General features: G+C 54.9%; 18 protein-coding genes. All 18 read left to right on the top strand.

What is annotated here, in order from left to right; all coding sequences use genetic code 11:
* Window positions 1-90 precede the first annotated feature (90 nt).
* Window positions 91-978 carry a tyrosine recombinase XerC gene (locus DPEP_RS13170; protein ID WP_040382296.1) on the top strand — a complete coding sequence of 296 codons (888 nt, stop codon included), beginning with the start codon at window positions 91-93 and terminating at the stop codon, window positions 976-978.
* Complete coding sequence (hslV, locus tag DPEP_RS13165) at window positions 979-1,506, top strand: ATP-dependent protease subunit HslV (protein ID WP_005658996.1); 528 nt, start codon at window positions 979-981, stop codon at window positions 1,504-1,506. It begins immediately after the preceding gene.
* Entirely contained in the window at window positions 1,506-2,930 is a 1,425-nt protein-coding gene (gene hslU / locus DPEP_RS01555) for an ATP-dependent protease ATPase subunit HslU (RefSeq protein ID WP_005658995.1), read from the top strand. Before hslV ends, hslU begins: the two co-directional genes overlap by 1 nt.
* Before the next feature lie 60 nt (window positions 2,931-2,990).
* The gene (gene codY / locus DPEP_RS01550) at window positions 2,991-3,812 is read left to right on the top strand and encodes a GTP-sensing pleiotropic transcriptional regulator CodY (protein ID WP_005658994.1); all 822 of its coding nucleotides are present in this window, start codon (window positions 2,991-2,993) and stop codon (window positions 3,810-3,812) included.
* A 19-nt stretch (window positions 3,813-3,831) separates the two neighbouring features.
* Window positions 3,832-4,227, top strand: coding sequence for a flagellar basal body rod protein FlgB (gene flgB / locus DPEP_RS01545; protein ID WP_005658993.1), 396 nt, complete (start codon window positions 3,832-3,834; stop codon window positions 4,225-4,227).
* A 10-nt stretch (window positions 4,228-4,237) separates the two neighbouring features.
* Window positions 4,238-4,660 carry a flagellar basal body rod protein FlgC gene (gene flgC / locus DPEP_RS01540; protein ID WP_005658992.1) on the top strand — a complete coding sequence of 141 codons (423 nt, stop codon included), beginning with the start codon at window positions 4,238-4,240 and terminating at the stop codon, window positions 4,658-4,660.
* 116 nt (window positions 4,661-4,776) lie between these two features.
* Window positions 4,777-5,412: a transglycosylase SLT domain-containing protein gene (locus DPEP_RS01535; RefSeq protein ID WP_005658991.1), complete on the top strand. Its 636-nt coding sequence runs from the start codon at window positions 4,777-4,779 to the stop codon at window positions 5,410-5,412.
* A 32-nt stretch (window positions 5,413-5,444) separates the two neighbouring features.
* Window positions 5,445-7,319 (top strand): molecular chaperone HtpG, encoded by a 1,875-nt coding sequence (gene htpG / locus DPEP_RS01530; RefSeq protein ID WP_005658990.1) that lies wholly within the window; start codon window positions 5,445-5,447, stop codon window positions 7,317-7,319.
* 113 nt (window positions 7,320-7,432) lie between these two features.
* A complete protein-coding gene (locus DPEP_RS01525; protein WP_005658988.1) occupies window positions 7,433-7,738 on the top strand; it encodes a hypothetical protein in 306 nt (101 codons plus the stop codon).
* Between the two features lie 173 nt (window positions 7,739-7,911).
* Entirely contained in the window at window positions 7,912-8,217 is a 306-nt protein-coding gene (gene fliE / locus DPEP_RS01520) for a flagellar hook-basal body complex protein FliE (protein WP_005658986.1), read from the top strand.
* A gap of 9 nt (window positions 8,218-8,226) precedes the next feature.
* Window positions 8,227-9,798 carry a flagellar basal-body MS-ring/collar protein FliF gene (gene fliF / locus DPEP_RS01515; protein WP_040382294.1) on the top strand — a complete coding sequence of 524 codons (1,572 nt, stop codon included), beginning with the start codon at window positions 8,227-8,229 and terminating at the stop codon, window positions 9,796-9,798.
* A gap of 22 nt (window positions 9,799-9,820) precedes the next feature.
* On the top strand, window positions 9,821-10,840 hold the full coding sequence (gene fliG / locus DPEP_RS01510; protein WP_040382292.1) for a flagellar motor switch protein FliG: 1,020 nt from the start codon (window positions 9,821-9,823) through the stop codon (window positions 10,838-10,840).
* Window positions 10,833-11,696 (top strand): FliH/SctL family protein, encoded by an 864-nt coding sequence (locus tag DPEP_RS01505; protein ID WP_005658979.1) that lies wholly within the window; start codon window positions 10,833-10,835, stop codon window positions 11,694-11,696. Before fliG ends, DPEP_RS01505 begins: the two co-directional genes overlap by 8 nt.
* Complete coding sequence (gene fliI, locus DPEP_RS01500) at window positions 11,680-13,026, top strand: flagellar protein export ATPase FliI (RefSeq protein ID WP_005658978.1); 1,347 nt, start codon at window positions 11,680-11,682, stop codon at window positions 13,024-13,026. The genes DPEP_RS01505 and fliI overlap by 17 nt, the downstream gene beginning before the upstream one ends.
* The gene (locus DPEP_RS01495) at window positions 13,023-13,472 is read left to right on the top strand and encodes a flagellar export protein FliJ (protein ID WP_005658976.1); all 450 of its coding nucleotides are present in this window, start codon (window positions 13,023-13,025) and stop codon (window positions 13,470-13,472) included. Before fliI ends, DPEP_RS01495 begins: the two co-directional genes overlap by 4 nt.
* 21 nt (window positions 13,473-13,493) lie before the next feature.
* Window positions 13,494-14,105 carry a lytic transglycosylase domain-containing protein gene (locus DPEP_RS01490; RefSeq protein ID WP_005658974.1) on the top strand — a complete coding sequence of 204 codons (612 nt, stop codon included), beginning with the start codon at window positions 13,494-13,496 and terminating at the stop codon, window positions 14,103-14,105.
* A gap of 12 nt (window positions 14,106-14,117) precedes the next feature.
* Window positions 14,118-14,789 (top strand): MotE family protein, encoded by a 672-nt coding sequence (locus tag DPEP_RS01485; protein WP_005658972.1) that lies wholly within the window; start codon window positions 14,118-14,120, stop codon window positions 14,787-14,789.
* Window positions 14,790-17,219: a flagellar hook-length control protein FliK gene (locus DPEP_RS01480; protein ID WP_198003014.1), complete on the top strand. Its 2,430-nt coding sequence runs from the start codon at window positions 14,790-14,792 to the stop codon at window positions 17,217-17,219.
* Window positions 17,220-17,229: the final 10 nt, after the last annotated feature.

Below are 17,229 nucleotides of genomic sequence, written 5' to 3'. Positions count from 1 at the left end.
TTGGATCTATGGAAGAGGGCAAGAGCCCTCTTTTTCTGTGTCTTTTGAAAAGTTGGTGTTGTTTCTTCGAGGAGATGGTAGAATAACCAAATGAGTCTTCAGATATATTCCGCTATAGACGGATTTCTAGATCGTATGAACACATCAGGTCTATCAGAGCATACGATTACAAATTACGGAGTCGATTTGGCGCAATTCGCCGAATTCCTGGAGACACAGGGCGTTTCGGACGTGTCCGACATAGCCACCGGAGAGATTAGGGCCTTCGTAAGGTCCCTTTCCGGCTACGGTTTCGCTCCTGCGTCGGTGGGACGAAAACTGTCCGCCATAAAAAGCCTTATGAAGTACCTGTTCGAGGAGAGAGTCATAGAGAAGGACCCTTCCGGCAGGGTCAGAGGTCCTAGAAGATCCGATCGCCTTCCTCGGGCGATGTCGGTCGAACAGGTCTCCAGGATGATCGACTGTGCCTACGATGACGACGAACAGGGCTTGCGAAACGGTGCTCTGATAGAGCTGCTGTACGGATGCGGCCTCAGGGTAGCTGAGGTCGTCTCGGTTCGTTGGGAGGACGTGGAGATAGAGGAACGGTGGCTTAAGGTCATGGGAAAGGGCTCCAAGGAAAGAGCGGTTCCCTTTGGATCCATGGCTCAGAGGGCACTTACGGGACTCAGGGCCCTGTCCATGCCGGGAGACGAATACGTTTTCCCAGGTAAAAAAAGGGGCTGCCTGACGGTTCGAACGGTCCACAGGGTAGTCGTGGCCGCTGCAGCCAAGGCAGGAGTAAATGGGGTTACCCCCCATTCGTTGAGACACAGTTTCGCCACCCATCTGCTCGAGGGAGGAGCCTCCCTGAGGGTGGTACAGGAACTCCTGGGGCATGAACATCTCACGACCACCCAGAGATACCTCAGGATAACCGCTCAGCATCTAAAGAAGAGCTATGAATCGGCCCATCCTAGGGCTGGAGGTGACGCTTAAATGTTCGAAGGAACTACTATTCTCTGCGTCAGGCAGGGAGACAAGGTCGCCATGGCCGGAGACGGCCAGATGACCTTGGGAAACCAGATAATAAAATCCAACACGGTAAAGGTCCGTCGTCTTCACGGCGGAACAGTGTTGGCCGGCTTTGCCGGCTCCACCGCCGATGCCATGACATTGCTCGAGCTTTTCGAGAAAAAGCTTGAGGAACATGGAGGAAACCTTATGAGAGCCGCCGTCGAGCTGGGCAAACAGTGGCGTACTGATCGTATGCTTCGCCGTCTGGAGGCCATGATGTTGGTCGCAGACAGGTCCCACACTATACTCCTGTCCGGAGCCGGCGACATCATAGAGCCGGAGCATGACGCGGCTGCCATCGGATCCGGATCGGCCTACGCCCTCGCGGCCGCCAGGGCCTATATGGAATGCAGCGGCTGGGATGCAGATAAAATAGCCAGAAAGTCTCTCGAGATAGCCTCCAGCATCTGCATTTATACCGATGACGTGATTTCCATGGAGGTGCTGTAATGTTCGTAGAAGACGGATCCACCTTGGTCCCTTCCGCAATAGTCAGCTACCTGGACCGCTACATAGTCGGTCAGGATAAAGCCAAAAGGGCGGTGGCCATAGCCCTTAGGAACCGTTTTCGTAGAAGGATGCTCGATCCCGAACTGGCCAAGGAAGTCGCTCCTAAGAACATACTCATGGTAGGCCCTACCGGAGTCGGGAAAACTGAGATCGCCAGGCGATTGGCCGAGCTGGTAAACGCGCCCTTCGTCAAGGTGGAGGCTACCAAATTCACCGAGGTCGGATACGTTGGACGGGACGTCGAGTCCATGGTCCGAGACCTGGTGGAGACTGCCATCCAGATGGTCAAAAAGAGGATGCTCGAGGACGTTCAGACTCCCGCCATGGAAAGAGCCCGGGATAGAGTGGTCGACTTCCTGGTTCCCGGCAAAAAAACTCGTTCCGGAGGCATGCCCACCTTCATGAGCGTCATCAAGGGAATGAGCGGAGAGGACGACTCACAGGAAGAGGAGCAGGAGACGCCCGAAGAAGACAGAATGCGTCAGTCCACCCGTTCCAAGCTTCTGGACCTGCTTGCCCAGGGGAAACTGGACGACCGCGAGGTCGAGATAGAGATCCAGGAATCTCCCCAGATGGGAATTCCCATAATGGGTGGAGCAGGAATGGACGAGATGGGCATAAACCTCGGCGAGATGCTGGGTGGCCTGATGCCCAAGAAAAAAAAGCGAAAGACGATGAAGGTAAAAGATGCCCTAAGAGTCCTCCAGAACGAGGAAGCGGAGAAGCTCATAGACGTGGAGGCCGCTACCAGAATGGGGATGGAAAAAGCCCAGGAAGAGGGAATAATTTTCGTCGACGAGATAGACAAAATAGTCTCCAAGGGGAGCGGTGGAGGGGGGCATGACGTCAGTCGAGACGGGGTGCAGAGAGACCTGCTTCCCGTCGTGGAGGGATGCACCGTCCAGACGAAACACGGCCAGGTATCCACCGATCACGTTCTCTTCATAGCCGCCGGGGCCTTTCATCAGAGCAAACCGTCCGATTTGGTGCCGGAGCTTCAGGGCCGGTTCCCCATAAGGGTGGAGCTGGAGGCTCTTGATAAAGCCCAGCTGGCCAGGATACTTACCGAGCCCAAGCATAGCCTCATAGAACAATACGAAGCCCTCCTGAAGACGGAGGAAGTCTATCTTGTCTTCGAGGACGAGGGAGTCCGAGAGATCGCCTCCCTGGCCGAGAGGATGAACCTGGAGATGGAAAACATCGGAGCCAGGCGACTTCACACAATGGTCGAACAGCTCCTGGAGGATATAAGTTTCGAGGCCCCCGAACGCAAGGGAGAGACCTTCACCGTAGATGGATCTTTCGTAAAAGATCGTCTGGAACCACTGGTGAAAGACAGCGACGTCAGACGTTATCTACTTTAAGCCTCATGCGTCCGGCGTAGCTCCGTTTTTGAACGGCAATAATTTAAGGAGGGTTTTTGAATGGAAAAGGTAAACGATAACATAGTCTCTAACTCCGAAGAGATGCAGGATCTGCTCGAAAAGACCAGATTGGTCGGAAGGGCTCTTCAGAGTCGCAGAGAGGGGACCAAGCCGGACTACAGCAAGTTGGCCAGGCTTTTAGGGGAGTTCTCCACCGCGAACGTATACATCCTGAGTCGAGACGGCCAGATACTGGGGCATTCCTGGGTCAGCGAGTACCATTCCGAGGCCATAGCGTCCTTCCTGGAGACCGGCTATATGCCGGAGAGTTTCATCGAGCGGCTCAACCAACAGAGGGAAAGCCTCATGAGCAAGTCCGACGCCTATATGTTCGACGACCCTGAGGAGAAGAGCTCCGAGCCGGAGAAGGACGCTCTCTTCGTTCCCATATATGGTGCGGCCGAGAGACTGGGAACCCTGATGCTGGTCCGCTTCGCCGAGACCTTCAGGACCAAGGACTTCGTTCTGGCCGAATATCTCGCCACTCTGGTCGGTATAGAGATCCTCCACGAGAGGACCAAGATAATCGAGGAGCGTGCCAGGGAGCGACTGGTCGTTCAGATGGCCATGAGGGCTCTCTCCTACTCCGAGGTGGAGTCGATAAAACACATAATCAAGGAGCTCAACGCCTTCGAGGGTGTCGTAATAGCCAGCAAGGTGGCAGATAGAGTCGGAGTTACCAGAAGCGTTATAGTAAATGCCCTGCGAAAACTAGAAAGTGCCGGTATAATAGAGAGCAGGAGCCTCGGTATGAAAGGCACCTTCATCAAGATATTGAGTCCCCTCTTCATAGAGGAGCTAGGGATGGAAATCGGAGTGTAAAACAAACGGAGGTGGTATCGTGTTCGATCTAACCTGGAAGGTGATGGAAAAGGATCTTCAGGGGCTGGCTCATAGATTTCGTTCCGTAGGCCAAAACCTGGCCAACGCCAACACTCCCGGCTATGCCAGGAGGGAGGTCTCCTTCGAGGATCAGCTGGACGATATCGTCAACGGGCCTAAGAGACTGCCCATGGCGACCACCGACCCGAAACACATGACGACCCACGCCAGATCGGTTGAGGAGGTAACTCCCAGAGAGGACAGAATTCCCGATCAACTCTATCGGCTGGACAGGAACAACGTCGACCCCGAGATCGAGATGGCAAAACTGGCTGAGACCAAGATGGGCTACGAAGCCATGACCCGCCTGGTTTCCAAAAAAGTATCGGGTTACAAGACGGCCATGGGAGGATAGGAGAGATAAAATGAGAGTTTTCAAGTCGATAGACGTAGCTGCCAGCTCGCTTACCGCCCATAGACTCTGGATGGACACCATCTCTCAGAACCTGGCCAACGTCAACTCTTCCAGAACGCCGGAAGGAGGGCCTTACGTCAGGAGAGTTCCGGTGTTCCAGCAGATACTGGACGAGATCGGAGAAGATGGCAAGGTCAAGGGCGGAGTAAAGGTGGTCGAGATTGCCAAAGACACCACCACCGCTCCCAGGCTGGTCTATCAGCCCGACCATCCCGACGCAGACCAGGAAGGCTATGTAGCCATGCCCAACGTCAGCGTGGTCAGGGAAATGGCGGATATGATGGTGGCCAGCAGGGCCTACGAGGCCAACCTGGCCGTCACCACCTCGGCCAAAAGCATGTGGACCGGCGCTCTTGATATTCTCAAGGGATGACTATGGACTCTTCGGAGGGGCCCCTTTAGGGGCCTCTCCTCTTCTCTTGCCCCTTAGGAAAAGGTCCTGTAAAATCAAACCCTTGGAAATATCAAAAAACACGGAGAGTGATATGTATGATCCATCGAATAAGATCGGCCGTCTTAGTGGTCCTTTGCGTCCTTCTGTATTCATCGACTGCGGGATGGGCGATGTCCCACATGGAAAAAGCCAAGGCTCTGGACGAATACATAAGAGAGCAGTATCGTTCATCCTCTCAGTTCAAGACTCGGGAGAAAGAGGCTTCCTCGAAGGAAGGGCTTCGTAGAGCCATAGCGAAGGGCTTCAGACACTACAACGGCGAGGTATCCTGGGCGAAGGCGCTGGAATATGCCGGTTACGTAATAGAGGCCTGCGATAAATACGGGATAAACGACCCTGCTTTGATCGCCGGAATGATAGTCAAGGAATCCAGGGTCCGTCCCAGAGCAAGATCTCGCTACGCCTACGGACTTATGCAGATATACTGGAAGGTTCATCGTAAGTCAATAGCTCAAACCTTCCCATGGATAAAGAACACCGAAAGCCTGATGTCTCCCAGGAACAACATACTGGTCGGTACCTGGATATTCTCCAACTATCTCAAGAGCACAGGAGGCAACGTTGAGAAAGCCCTGCACAGGTATCTCGGTGCCAACAGCAGCAGATATGTCTCGAAGATAATGTCATATAGGGGGACCATGCGGAGGAACGCCGCCGCAGTCTCTAAATAAAAGGCTAATTACGCAATAAGGAGGAAATCGGGATGAGTACCGTAAAAGAGACCCACAGTTTTGAGACCGAGGCCAAGCAGATACTGGACATGATGATCTACTCGGTTTACTCGAACAAGGACATTTTTTTGCGAGAGCTCATCTCCAACGCATCTGATGCGCTGGACAAGCTTCACCTGGAATCTCTGACGGACCACGGCCTTAGCGAATATGCCAAGGATCCCTTCATCCGCATAGTCAGGGACGAGCAGGACCGCAACCTGTCCGTATCGGACAACGGAATAGGGATGGACAAAGACGAAATCGTGTCCTACATCGGTACCATAGCTAAATCTGGAACGAAGGAATTTCTGGATAGGCTGAAGGAAAAACGGGAAGGCGACGCCGCCGAGATGCTCATAGGCCAGTTCGGAGTCGGATTCTACTCCGCCTTTATGGTGGCCGACAGGGTAACTCTTCTAACTCGAAAGGCCGGATCCGAGAAGGCCTGGCGTTGGGAATCATCCGGAGACGGAACCTACACGCTAGAGGAGGCGGATCGCCCCATACCGGGAACCACTGTCACCCTTCATCTAAAAGAATCCGATCCGGAAAACGGAATGAAGGACTACACCTCCGAATGGGTTATCCGTGAGATAGTTCGGACCTACTCGGACTTCGTCTCCTATCCCATAAAAATGCAGGTCGAGAAACCCAAGGACGACAACGGCAAGGTGCTGGAGGACGAGACCTTGAACTCCATGAAAGCCCTCTGGATGCGTCAGGAGGACGAGGTCACAGACGAGGAATACCGACAGTTCTACCGTCACGTCGCCCACGACTGGCAGGATCCTCTAGCGAGGATAGTCTTCTCCACCGAGGGTGTAAACGAGATGCACGGCATACTGTTCATCCCCCCCAAAGCCCCTTACGACATGTTCATGAGGGAGGGACGAAAGGGGATCGATCTCTACGTAAAAAGGGTCTTCATCATGGACGACTGCGACGAGATCCTGCCGGGCTACCTTCGTTTCGTCAAGGGAGTAGTTGACTCGGAAGACCTCTCCCTCAATATATCCAGGGAGATTCTCCAGCAGGATCGGCAGGTCAGGCTGATCCGTAAAAGCGTGGCGAGAAAGACCCTTCAGACCCTGAAAAAGATGCTCAAGGAAGATCGAGAGAAGTATCTCAAGTTTTGGGACGAGTTCGGTGTGGTCCTCAAGGAAGGGTTGATCCAGGGCGAAGGAGAGGAGGAGACCGTCAAGAAGCTCTGTCTTTTCTCCTCCACCGATTCGGAAAGACTCACTACGTTGGACGAATACGTAGACCGTATGCCCGAAGGACAGGACGTCATCCATTACATAACCGGACCATCCGTCGAGGTTCTAAGAAAATCTCCTCACATTGAATCGCTTTTGGAGAGGGGTGAGGAGGTGCTTCTTCTTGCCGACCCTGTGGACGAAATGTGGGTCCAGGGAGCATCGTTCCGTGACAAGGAGCTTCGCTCCGTGGCCAAGATTGCGGTCGACGAGGAAAACGACGAAGCCAGGAAAGATCTGGGAGGACTGCTCGACTTCATCAAAGACAGCCTTAAAGAGGAGATAAAAGACGTCAGGGTCTCCTCTCGGCTAACGTCCTCTCCTGCCTGTCTCGTCGGCGACGAGGACGACATTACCCCACAGATGGAGAGGATCATGAAGGCCATGGGGCAGGAGGTTCCAGATGTAAAAAGGGTGCTTGAGATCAACCCGGGTCATCGCGTTCTCAAGAGTATGGCCTCCATGTTGGAGAAGGGCGACGAAGAATCGCTTCGACCGTTTTGTTCCGTGCTATACGGACAGGCCGTACTGGCTGAAGGAGGAACCTTAAAGGATCCTGCCGAGTTCGGCCGTCAGTTGAGCGTCGTCATGGAGAAGGCCCTGAAGTAACCGGGGTTTCCATTTGCCCACGACACCCTTTGTGTGATATCTTGGTCTTAAGAAGAGGACGCCGAAGGGCGAAAATATAAGCTAGTCACGACGAATTTCGAGGAGGAAAAGGGATGGAAAGATTAGTCAACGACATATACCTTTCGGGGGTTCTCCACTTTGTAAAGGGGGACACAAGAGGAGAGAACCGGCTGGGTTCTTATTTCGAATTCTCCCTGAAGAGGGAATACCGCGACATGGACGGAAGCGACAGGGTCGACTATCTCAGGATGAGGGCCTTCGATCCCGAGATAATCCGATGGCTGGAAGCTCAGGAGGAGAACACCCCCATATGGGTTGCTGGAGAGCTCAGGTCTTCTTTGGGAAGCGGTCGAATCTACGTACTGGTTAAAAAAGTCCAGGTTCTCAATCAGCTTTGATATCCCTTTTGTGCTTTGTAGCCGCCTTCTTGGCGGCTTTTTTCATCTCTACCTATGAGGCTAAAGACCTACTATAATTAAGGCAGTAAGGGACTGGATTACCTAGAGTCTAGTTACTCTCATGGTAGAATGGACCAGTTGGATTTTTTCAGATTTGAGGAGGAGTGTGAATCGTGGACGGCATTCGCATAGATTTTTCCAAAATGCATGGCAGTGACGTAGGTAACGTCTTCAAAAGCCCAGAAGTCGCCGCTCCGGCACGTTCCTTCGAGGATTCGCTTAAGGAAGCGGTTGTCGGAGTGAACGAGCTTCAGATGGACTCGAATGCCATGGTTCAGAGGCTATCGCTGGGCGACGTCGACGACGTCTCGGAGGTCACTCTCTCGGTAGAAAAGGCATCTCTGGCCTTTCAGCTGTTGGTCCGGGTCAGGGATAAACTGGTCGATGCCTATCAGCAACTGAGCAGAATGGCAGTATGATAGATTGATATGGAACGTCTTTCAGAGATAAAAAATAAAATAGGGCTTCTCTGGTCGTCCCTCCAGAGGTGGCAGAAGGCCACTCTGGTGGGAATAGTGTCGCTTGTGTTCTTTGGCCTGATAGCCCTTGTCGTCCTATCCGGTCGGGAATCCTGGGAGCCTCTGTTCTCTGGACTGGAGATCCAGGACGAGGCCTCCATAGTGGCCTATCTCAAGGAAAACAAGATCCCCTACAGACTCGATCCCGGAGCGAATGCCATACTTCTTCCGGAAGAGCACGTATACGAGGTTCGTCTTGAACTGGCCAGAGCGGGGTTGCCCAAAGGCGGTGTCAAGGGATACGAAATCTTCGACGATGTCCAGATGGGCATGAGCGAATTCCAGCAGAAGATAACCTACGTCAGGGCGCTGGAAGGCGAATTGGCCAGAACGGTGGCCCAGATAGACAGCGTTGAATACGCAAAGATAAACATCGTGATTCCTCAGCCCCACCTTTTCCTGGAGCAGCAGCAGCCAGCCACAGCCTCTGTCCTTGTCCGGATACATCAGGGAGCCTCGATAAACCCGGAGCAGATAAAGGCGATCGTCCATCTCGTCAGCCACAGCGTGGAGGGGCTCCAGCCGGACGATGTGACGGTTGTGGATACCGATGGCAACGTATTGTCGGACCTCATAGAGGACGACATGTTCATCTATTCCGACGGAGCAGGGCGAACCGTATCATCGGTCCAGAGGGAACTGGAGAGACAGCAGGAAAAGGAGATGGAGCGTAAAGTCCGGGCCATGCTGGAACGGGTCTTCGGCCCAGGCAGCGTGGTTGTCCGCATAAAGGTCGACCTCGACCTGGACAAGAAGAGAAACGCCTCCACCCAGTATATTCCCGGTCCCACCGGCAAGGGAGTGGTCCGAAGCGAACAGAACACAGAGGAGAGCTACGTCGGCCCCGGTGGCCCGACCGGAGGAGCTCCTGGAACCACCACCAATATCCCCGGTTATGCCATAGACACAGGTGCAGGTGGCGTAGGCGAATACAACAAGACGGACACGGTAACCAACTACGAGATAACGACTCACGAATCGGAAAACGTCGAGACCCCCGGTTCCATAAGGCGTCTAACCGCCTCGGTCCTGGTGGACGGCGACCTCTCGGAGGAACAGCTTGAGGACATTCGGGCCTTGGTGGCCCCCGCCATCGGCCTCGACTCCGGCAGAGGAGATCAGATCGCTATCCAGTCGATGAAATTCTCCACGACATTGGCGGACCGAATGGCCGAACAGCTGGCAGCGGAGAGACGGCAGAAGATAGTCGCCGCCGTCACTTTGCTTGGAATTCTGCTTATACTTCTGGCCCTCGCCCTGTTCATGTGGTATCGCAGGCGCCGTCGAAGAAAGTCTCTCGATGCCGCCAGGAGGGCCGAGGATGCCGGACAGGTCCCCAGCCTTCAGGACCTCCTATCCTCTCCGGGGGCCATGGAAGCCCAGGGAGAGCTTGCCGTCCTGGAGGAGCAGATCCGGAACTATGCGCTGAACAATCCGGAAGAATTTGCGGCTTTTATTCGCGAATGGATAGTCGAGGACTGATCGATCGAAAGGGTGTCTGAACATGGCGAAGGAAATGTCCTCCAGGCAGCTTAAGGGGAAGCAAAAAGGAGCCATTCTCATGGTTACCCTTGGCAACGAAGTTGCCGCCAAAACCTATAAAAACCTGGACGAGACCAGCATAGAGGTACTTACGCTGGAAATAGCCAACCTCAGGAAGATCTCCTCCGAACAGAGGCTGGCCGTCCTGAAGGATGCCCAGGAAATCATACTGGCCCGTGAATACATGGCCCAGGGCGGCGTCGACTATGCCAGGGAGGTCCTCGAAAAAGCCCTCGGACCCGAAAGGGCTCAAAGCCTTCTCACCAGGATCACAGCCAGTCTTCAGGTCCGACCCTTCGACTTTATGCGCCACAGCGATCCTCAGCAGTTGATAAGCTTCATACAGGGCGAGCATCCTCAGACGATAGCTCTCATTTTGTCCTACCTAACTCCGGAACAGGCGGCTGCCGTAATAGGCCGACTCTCTGCCAGCATGCAGGCCGAGGTCACCAAAAGGGTCGCCAAGATGGACCGTATAACTCCGGAGGTCCTCCGGGAGGTGGAGAGAGTGTTGGAGAGGAAGTTCAGCACCATCATCGGCCAGGACTTCACCATGGCAGGGGGCATCGACTCGGTGGTGGAGATCATCAACCGTGTCGACCGCGGAACGGAGAGAAACATCATGGAGAACCTGGAGGAAAACGATCCGGAACTGGCGGAGGAGATCAAACGCCGTCTGTTCGTCTTCGAGGACATCTCCGGACTGGACGACCGCTCAATCCAGAGGGTACTCCGCGAGGTGGAGATGAAGGACCTTGGCCTTGCACTCAAGGGTGCTACGGAGGATCTAAAGACCAAGTTCACCAAGAACATGTCTCAGAGAGCGGCCGATATGCTCACAGAGGACATGCAGTACATGGGCCCCGTCCGTGTGAGGGATGTGGAGGAGGCCCAGCAGAAGATCGTCAACGTCGTCCGTGCTCTGGAGGACGCCGGAGAGATAGTCATAGCCAGAGGCGGGGAGGAAGAACTGATTGTCTGATTCTTCTCGTCGCCGTCTTATCCGTGCCGCTCGGCTCGTGCCGGAGGCGGTCCGGATAGGGATGGCTCCTGTAGAACCTGAAAACTCCGAGGTTGAATCGGAGAACATCGGAGAGGTGGGGCTCCTAAAAGAGGAGGTGGAACGTTGGCGATCCTCCTGCGAGAACCTAGAGGATCGTCTTCGTGCCTCCGAGGAGAGTCTGCGATCTCTCAAAGCCCAATGCGATGAAAAAGAGGCTGCAAGGCAGAGGGAGATTGCCGAACTTCGAGCCAAGGTCGAGGAAGACGGTAAAAAGGCCTGCGAAGAAGGCAGGACCAAGGGTTTTTCCGAGGGGCGAGAAAAAGGTCTCACTGAGGGCAGAGAGGAGCTCGAAGCGAAGATAAGGTCCGAGATGGAGCAAAAACTATCCGGAACCATCGACCTCCTCAACGGAGTCCACAAGCAGATACAGACCAACCTGGAGGAGCTTCTCGCGGCAAACCCCTATCGCCTGGTACGACTTTGGCAAAAGGTGTTGTCTCGTCTTCTGATCCGAGAGGTTGCCTTCGATCAGGAGGCGGCTCTTCGTCTTCTCAAAGGACTTTTGTCCAGAGCCAGCGAAAAAGAGGACCTCAGGGTCTACCTGAACCCGGACGATCTGGATCTGATAGAGTCCCAACGGGGCAACTTCGGAGACCTTGTCCGAGGGATCCGCAACATAGAGTTCATGGCCGACGACGAGGTCGACAAGGGAAGCTGCATAGTCGAGACCGGCCTCGGCATATACGATGCCAGATGGCGCACTCAGTTGGAGCAGATCGGAGTGGAGGTAGAGGGAGTCCTGATGGAGGGAATGTCCAATGACGAAGACCGTTGATTTCAGACACCTTCTGGACTCACTGGATTCCAGGCTATCTCAGAGGGACCTGGTCAGGGTCAACGGACGGGTCACGAAAGTCGTCGGACTTGTGGTCGAGTCCAAGGGGCCGGATGTCCGGGTCGGCGATCTCTGCGACATAAGGTTCAGAAAGGGACGAAAAAATCTGGAAGCCGAAGTCGTGGGGTTTCGAGACGATCGGGTCCTTCTTATGCCCCTCGGAGAGCTGCGAGACATAGGTCCGGGATGCGAGGTCGTATCCATGGGTCGTCCTCTGGGGGTCAACGTAGGTTCCGGACTGTTGGGAAGGATACTCGACGGACTGGGACGCCCTATGGACGAAAAAGGTCCGGTCGGTTCCAGTGAATTCTACCCTCTCTACGCAACCCCTCCCCATCCCCTGAGAAGACAGAACATATCGGAACCGCTGCCGGTAGGGGTCAGGGCGGTCGACGGAGTTCTGACCCTCGGCAGGGGGCAGCGAATAGGTATCTTCTCCGGTTCTGGAGTCGGAAAAAGCACCCTTCTAGGTATGATGGCCCGAAACACCGAGGCGGAGATAAACGTGATAGGCCTGGTCGGAGAGCGTGGTCGAGAGGTTCGGGAATTCATAGAGAGAGATCTGGGGCCGGAAGGACTAAAGAGATCGGTCCTAGTCGTGGCGACCTCGGACCAGCCTCCACTCGTCAGACTCAAAGCGGCCTTTACCGCCACGGCTGTTGCCGAGTATTTCAGGGATCAGGGCAAAGACGTGCTCTTGATGATGGACTCGGTCACCAGGGTGGCCTACGCCCAGAGGGAGGTCGGACTGGCTGTGGGGGAACCTCCCGCTACCAGAGGCTACACCCCCTCGGTGTTCGCCCTCCTTCCCAGACTACTGGAGAGAGCCGGTGCGGGAACCAGGGGAAGCATAACCGGCATATACACCGTTTTGGTGGAGGGAGACGACATGAACGAGCCAGTGGCCGACTCGGTCAGGGGCATTTTAGACGGACACGTTGTCCTCTCCCGAAAGATAGCGGCCAGAAACTTCTATCCCTGCATAGACATTCTCAACAGCGTCAGCCGAGTCATGCCCTCCATAGTCGACAAAGTACACCTTGACGGAGCCGGAAGGATCAGGGAAGTACTGGCCAGATACGCTGAGGCGGAGGACCTTATCGCCATAGGAGCCTACCATAAGGGATCCAATCCCCGAGCGGACTGGGCCCTGGACAACTTGGGAGATGTAGAAGCCTTTCTTCGTCAGGGAATCGGCGAAGCCTCCTCCTTCGAGGAAACGGTGGGAATAATCTCATCCATAGCCTCTAAGGGGATGACCGGTCGTTGAAGGACAGAATAGATCGATTCCGGAAAATCCTTAAGGCCAAGGAAACGGCGAGAGACCTGGTCAGAAAAGAACTGGCTGATCTTAAGAGACAGGAAGAGGCCTTTCTGGGCCATCTCAGAGAACTAAGAGACGAAAAGCTTGAATATATGCGCCGGTTCGAGAACATAGCCAGCGGAAACGTGACCATAGAGGGTCTTCGTATCGGAAGCGAGGACATCTCACGAACGGAGGACCGAATAAAAGAGGGAATAGTAAAGGTCCTGAGGTTGAGAAAAAAGATGGAGGCAGTAGAGGCCGTTTTGCTGGAGAAACACAGGGACGTCCGTAAAGTGGAGACCTACCTTTTGCAGATGGAGCTTCAGTGGGAAAAGGAATGTCTGAGAAAAGAGCAGATGGCCGTAGACGAGATCGCCGGGATGCTCCACAATCGCAGAGGAAAAAACTGAGCTCGTCCAGGGGGGCTGAAGATGAGACACATATCGGGACCGGACTTTCAGGGAATCCGGGAGGTGATGGAGCGTATAGGTCACCTCCGCCGTAAGATGGGAATCGAGACGCCTCCTTCATCGGTCGACTTCGATTCCGCCCTAAAGGAAGCGGAGGGCAATAAGGCGGTCGAGTCGAAGGACAAGGAAAGCTCGAACCTTCGAGACGACGGGCTCTCCGGGGCCGGAAGCATAGTCAGAAGCATGGTCGCCTCCTCGGGAGACTCCTTCAAAGACACCGCTTCCGCCATAGCCCGACGCTACGGCGTCGACGAAAGACTCGTCCACTCGGTTATCTCGGTGGAATCGGCCTGGCGTCCCGATGCGATCTCCCCGAAAGGGGCCGTAGGGCTCATGCAGCTCATGCCGGGCACCGCTAAAATGCTTGGTGTCGACCCGGACGACCCCGTTCAGAACATCGAGGGCGGCGTCAAGTATCTGTCTCGGTTGTCCGAGAAATATAATGGAGACCTCGAGAAAACCCTCGCAGCCTACAACGCAGGTCCCGGAAGGGTCGATTCCTACGGAGGAATACCGCCCTTCAGGGAGACGGAAAACTACGTCCGCAAGGTGTTGGGACTCTACAGAGGATAACGGAGGTCCGATATGGCTGAAGATAGAAACGTACAGGATCCCATAGACGAGGGAAAAGGAAAGCGTAAAGAAAAGAAGAAACCCGAGTCGAAAGGACTTCGCAGACTCATGCTCCTGTTATTCCTCCTCGTAGGGGTGGCCGGAGCGGCTATAGGGCTTCAGTTCAGCGGGGTCTGGGACGCCAGGCCTCTTTTGTATTCCATAGTGCCCAAACTTCCCTACGTGGGAGATCAGCTCTCGGACCTTATGGACGTTCCGGAGGTCTACACCATGACGGTGGAGGAAAGACGGCGGTACGAACTTCGCCTTTGGGAGGACCGTCTGACTGAAAAAGAACTCTCGCTGGACGAAATGGAACGAAGGCTGAAAGCCCTCTCCTCGGACCTCTCCGCCAGGAAAGACAGCCTGGAGTTAGCCGAGGCTCGGATAGCCTCCATGGACCAGAAACCCGAATCGGAGAAAGAGCTTTCGGAGATCGAAAAAGCCGATTTCGAGAGAGTAGTTCGCACCTATCAGGAGATATCGGCCCGTAGAGCGGCAAAGATAGTAGAGAGCTTGGACCCGTCTCTGGCGGTTAAAATACTGAGGGCTCTACCCGAAGACGACAGTGCTAAGATACTTGGCCGCATGGACGCGGCGAAAGCGGCGTGGCTGACGGAACAGCTGGCCTCGAAGAAACGGTAGGTGAATCAGGCTATGCTTATCGGTGCCGAAAACCTGTTTCAGTCATCCAAAAGAGGCGATCCTCCGAAAAGCTCCGTCAAGTCGGAGGTCCTTTCTTTCGGTGTGACGAAAAACTCCTCGTCGGAAGACACCGGCAAGTTCGAGGAGCTTCTATATCGAGAGGACTCGATACCGTCGATGAAACCCGGCGGCGAAGACGTCGGATCGACCGCCGCCTCCGTGTCGGAGGTAGTAGGTCAACTGGACTCCTACTCCAGAGGGGAAAACCGCCTAAACATACCGTCCTTCGTCGACCCCACCGGAAAAAACGTCGGTTCCCTGGTCATAACCCAGGCGGAACCTTCTGTTTCCCAGGTAGCTTCGGATGGTGCCACAGAAGAGGTTCTGGATGGCGAGAAGGACGACGCCTTCGTCTTGGAAAACGTGGACGCCCTTTTAAACGACCTCATAGGCCCTCTCGGTCCCTTAAAGAGCATTCCGAAAATAGACCTAGACCTGTCCGTGTCGAAGGCCGACGTTCCGTCCGAAAAGCAACCCCACCAGGTAGAGACTACGGAAACGGCGAAGCCAATGGCTCCAGTCCAAGCCTTGATGGAAACTTCAAAAGTGGAAGGACCCTCTTTCGGTGCGGTTCAAAGTCAGCCCGACGTAGCACCTCCGGCAGGAGCAGAAACGCAGGGCACCAAGGAAGTGGTCTCCGAAACTGCCAAGCTGGAAGAAGCCACCTCCGGCGCAGTCCGGACTCTGGTCGATGGCAAGGTAAGTTCTGAAACCGTAACGTCTCAGACCGTAGCTCCGGAAACAGCGGAGCCCCGAACTCAAGTTTTCTCTTTCTTTAAAGCGGCAGACGGTGGTTACGCTTCCTCCGTCGTAGCCGAGAAACCAGAGATTTCGGTCCAGAGCCAGAGGGGAAATCCAAAAGTCGATGGAACCGTCTCAAGGAAGACGGAGGGCGCTACCGTTTCAGCTGGATCGCCTCTCGGTTCGGGTAAAACGGAGGTCGTATCTAGGCAACAATCAGGAACTGGGACCTCCAGCGATGCCGGATTCGAGATGGCAACACTTAAAAGGGCCGACGTAGCACCTCCGGCAGGGCCAGAAACGCAGTCTACCCAGACCGTGGCTTCCGAGACGGTGGCTTATGAGACCGTTAAGGCTGCACGTACAGAAAAAGCGGCAGACGGTGGTTACGCTTCCTCCGTCGTAGCCGAGAAACCAGAGATTTCGGTCCAGAGCCAGAGGGAAAATCCAAAAGTCGACGGAACCGTCTCAAGGAAGGCGGAGGGAGCTACAGTTTCAGCTGGATCGCCTCTCGGTTCGGGTAAAGCTGAGGTCGTATCCATGGAACAACCGGGAACTTGGACTTCCAGCGATACCGGATTCGAGACGGCAACATCTAAAAGGGCCGACGTAGCACCTCCGGCAGGGCCAGAAACGCAGGGGCCCCAGGCCGTGGCTTCCGAGATTGCGAAGCCGGAAAAAAACACCTCCGGAACAGTCCGGACTTGGGTCGATGGAGATGTTGCCGCAAAGACCGCCGAGCCGGTTCAGCGGTCTCCGGAGGCAGCTTCGAAGCCGAAGTCGACCGATGCCCCTTCGGATACGTCGAAAGATGTCGTCACGATCGACACGGAGTCGCAAAAGCCGGAGACGGAAAAAAACGCCGGTCCGAACGCACTGTTTGCCTCCAGCTGGTCTCCTGAGGACTCCGACCGGAAGGATCAGCTATCGTACGTCAAAAAAGACGAAGAAAACTCTCTGCCGATGGTACAGGACGAGGCTGAAATCGCCGAAAAAAATTCAGAGGGTATCTCGAAGTCGACCGATAAAAACGAAAAGGAACCTATCGCCCAAAACGACATGAGATCCTACGGCAAAGAGGACACAGGTAAGGATCAGGGAGTCGATCCATCGCTGCGCTCAGCCGGGGAACTGAACGGCCCTGGCAGCTCTCGAACTGCCGGAACCAACGTTCAAACGGCTACACGCAACGTTCCCCTCCCGGGCAGAGGTCCTGAAATTTTGCCCCAGGGATTGGCACAGGTGGTGAGGCAGGTCGCTTCGGACGGCACCCAGAGAGCCTCCATAGTGGTCGACCCTCCTGCCTTGGGCAGAGTAGAGGTGGAGGTTCACGTAACCCCGTCGGGGATGGAGGCCTCTTTCAAGGTCGACAGCGTCCAGGTCAGGGACATGATAAAGCCTCAGATACCCCTTCTCCAGGACATGCTGGCCCAGCAGGGAATCAGCGCCTCGTCGGTAAACGTCGACGTTCGTCAGGGAGACGACAGACGTTCTCCCTGGAGAGACTCGATACAGTCCGTCAAGGGCAGAAGAGGAAGGACAGATGAGGACGACGATGTTCCGGAGGAGTCTATAGTGACTGTAGCCCGGATAGACCTGGAGCGAGGGATGCTCCAGTGGTACGCCTAAAAACTTAGGC

The organism is Dethiosulfovibrio peptidovorans DSM 11002, from assembly GCF_000172975.1.
GTDB lineage: Bacteria > Synergistota > Synergistia > Synergistales > Dethiosulfovibrionaceae > Dethiosulfovibrio > Dethiosulfovibrio peptidovorans.
Note: the sequence above shows the minus strand (reverse complement) of the source record. Positions and strands in the feature narration are given on the sequence as shown.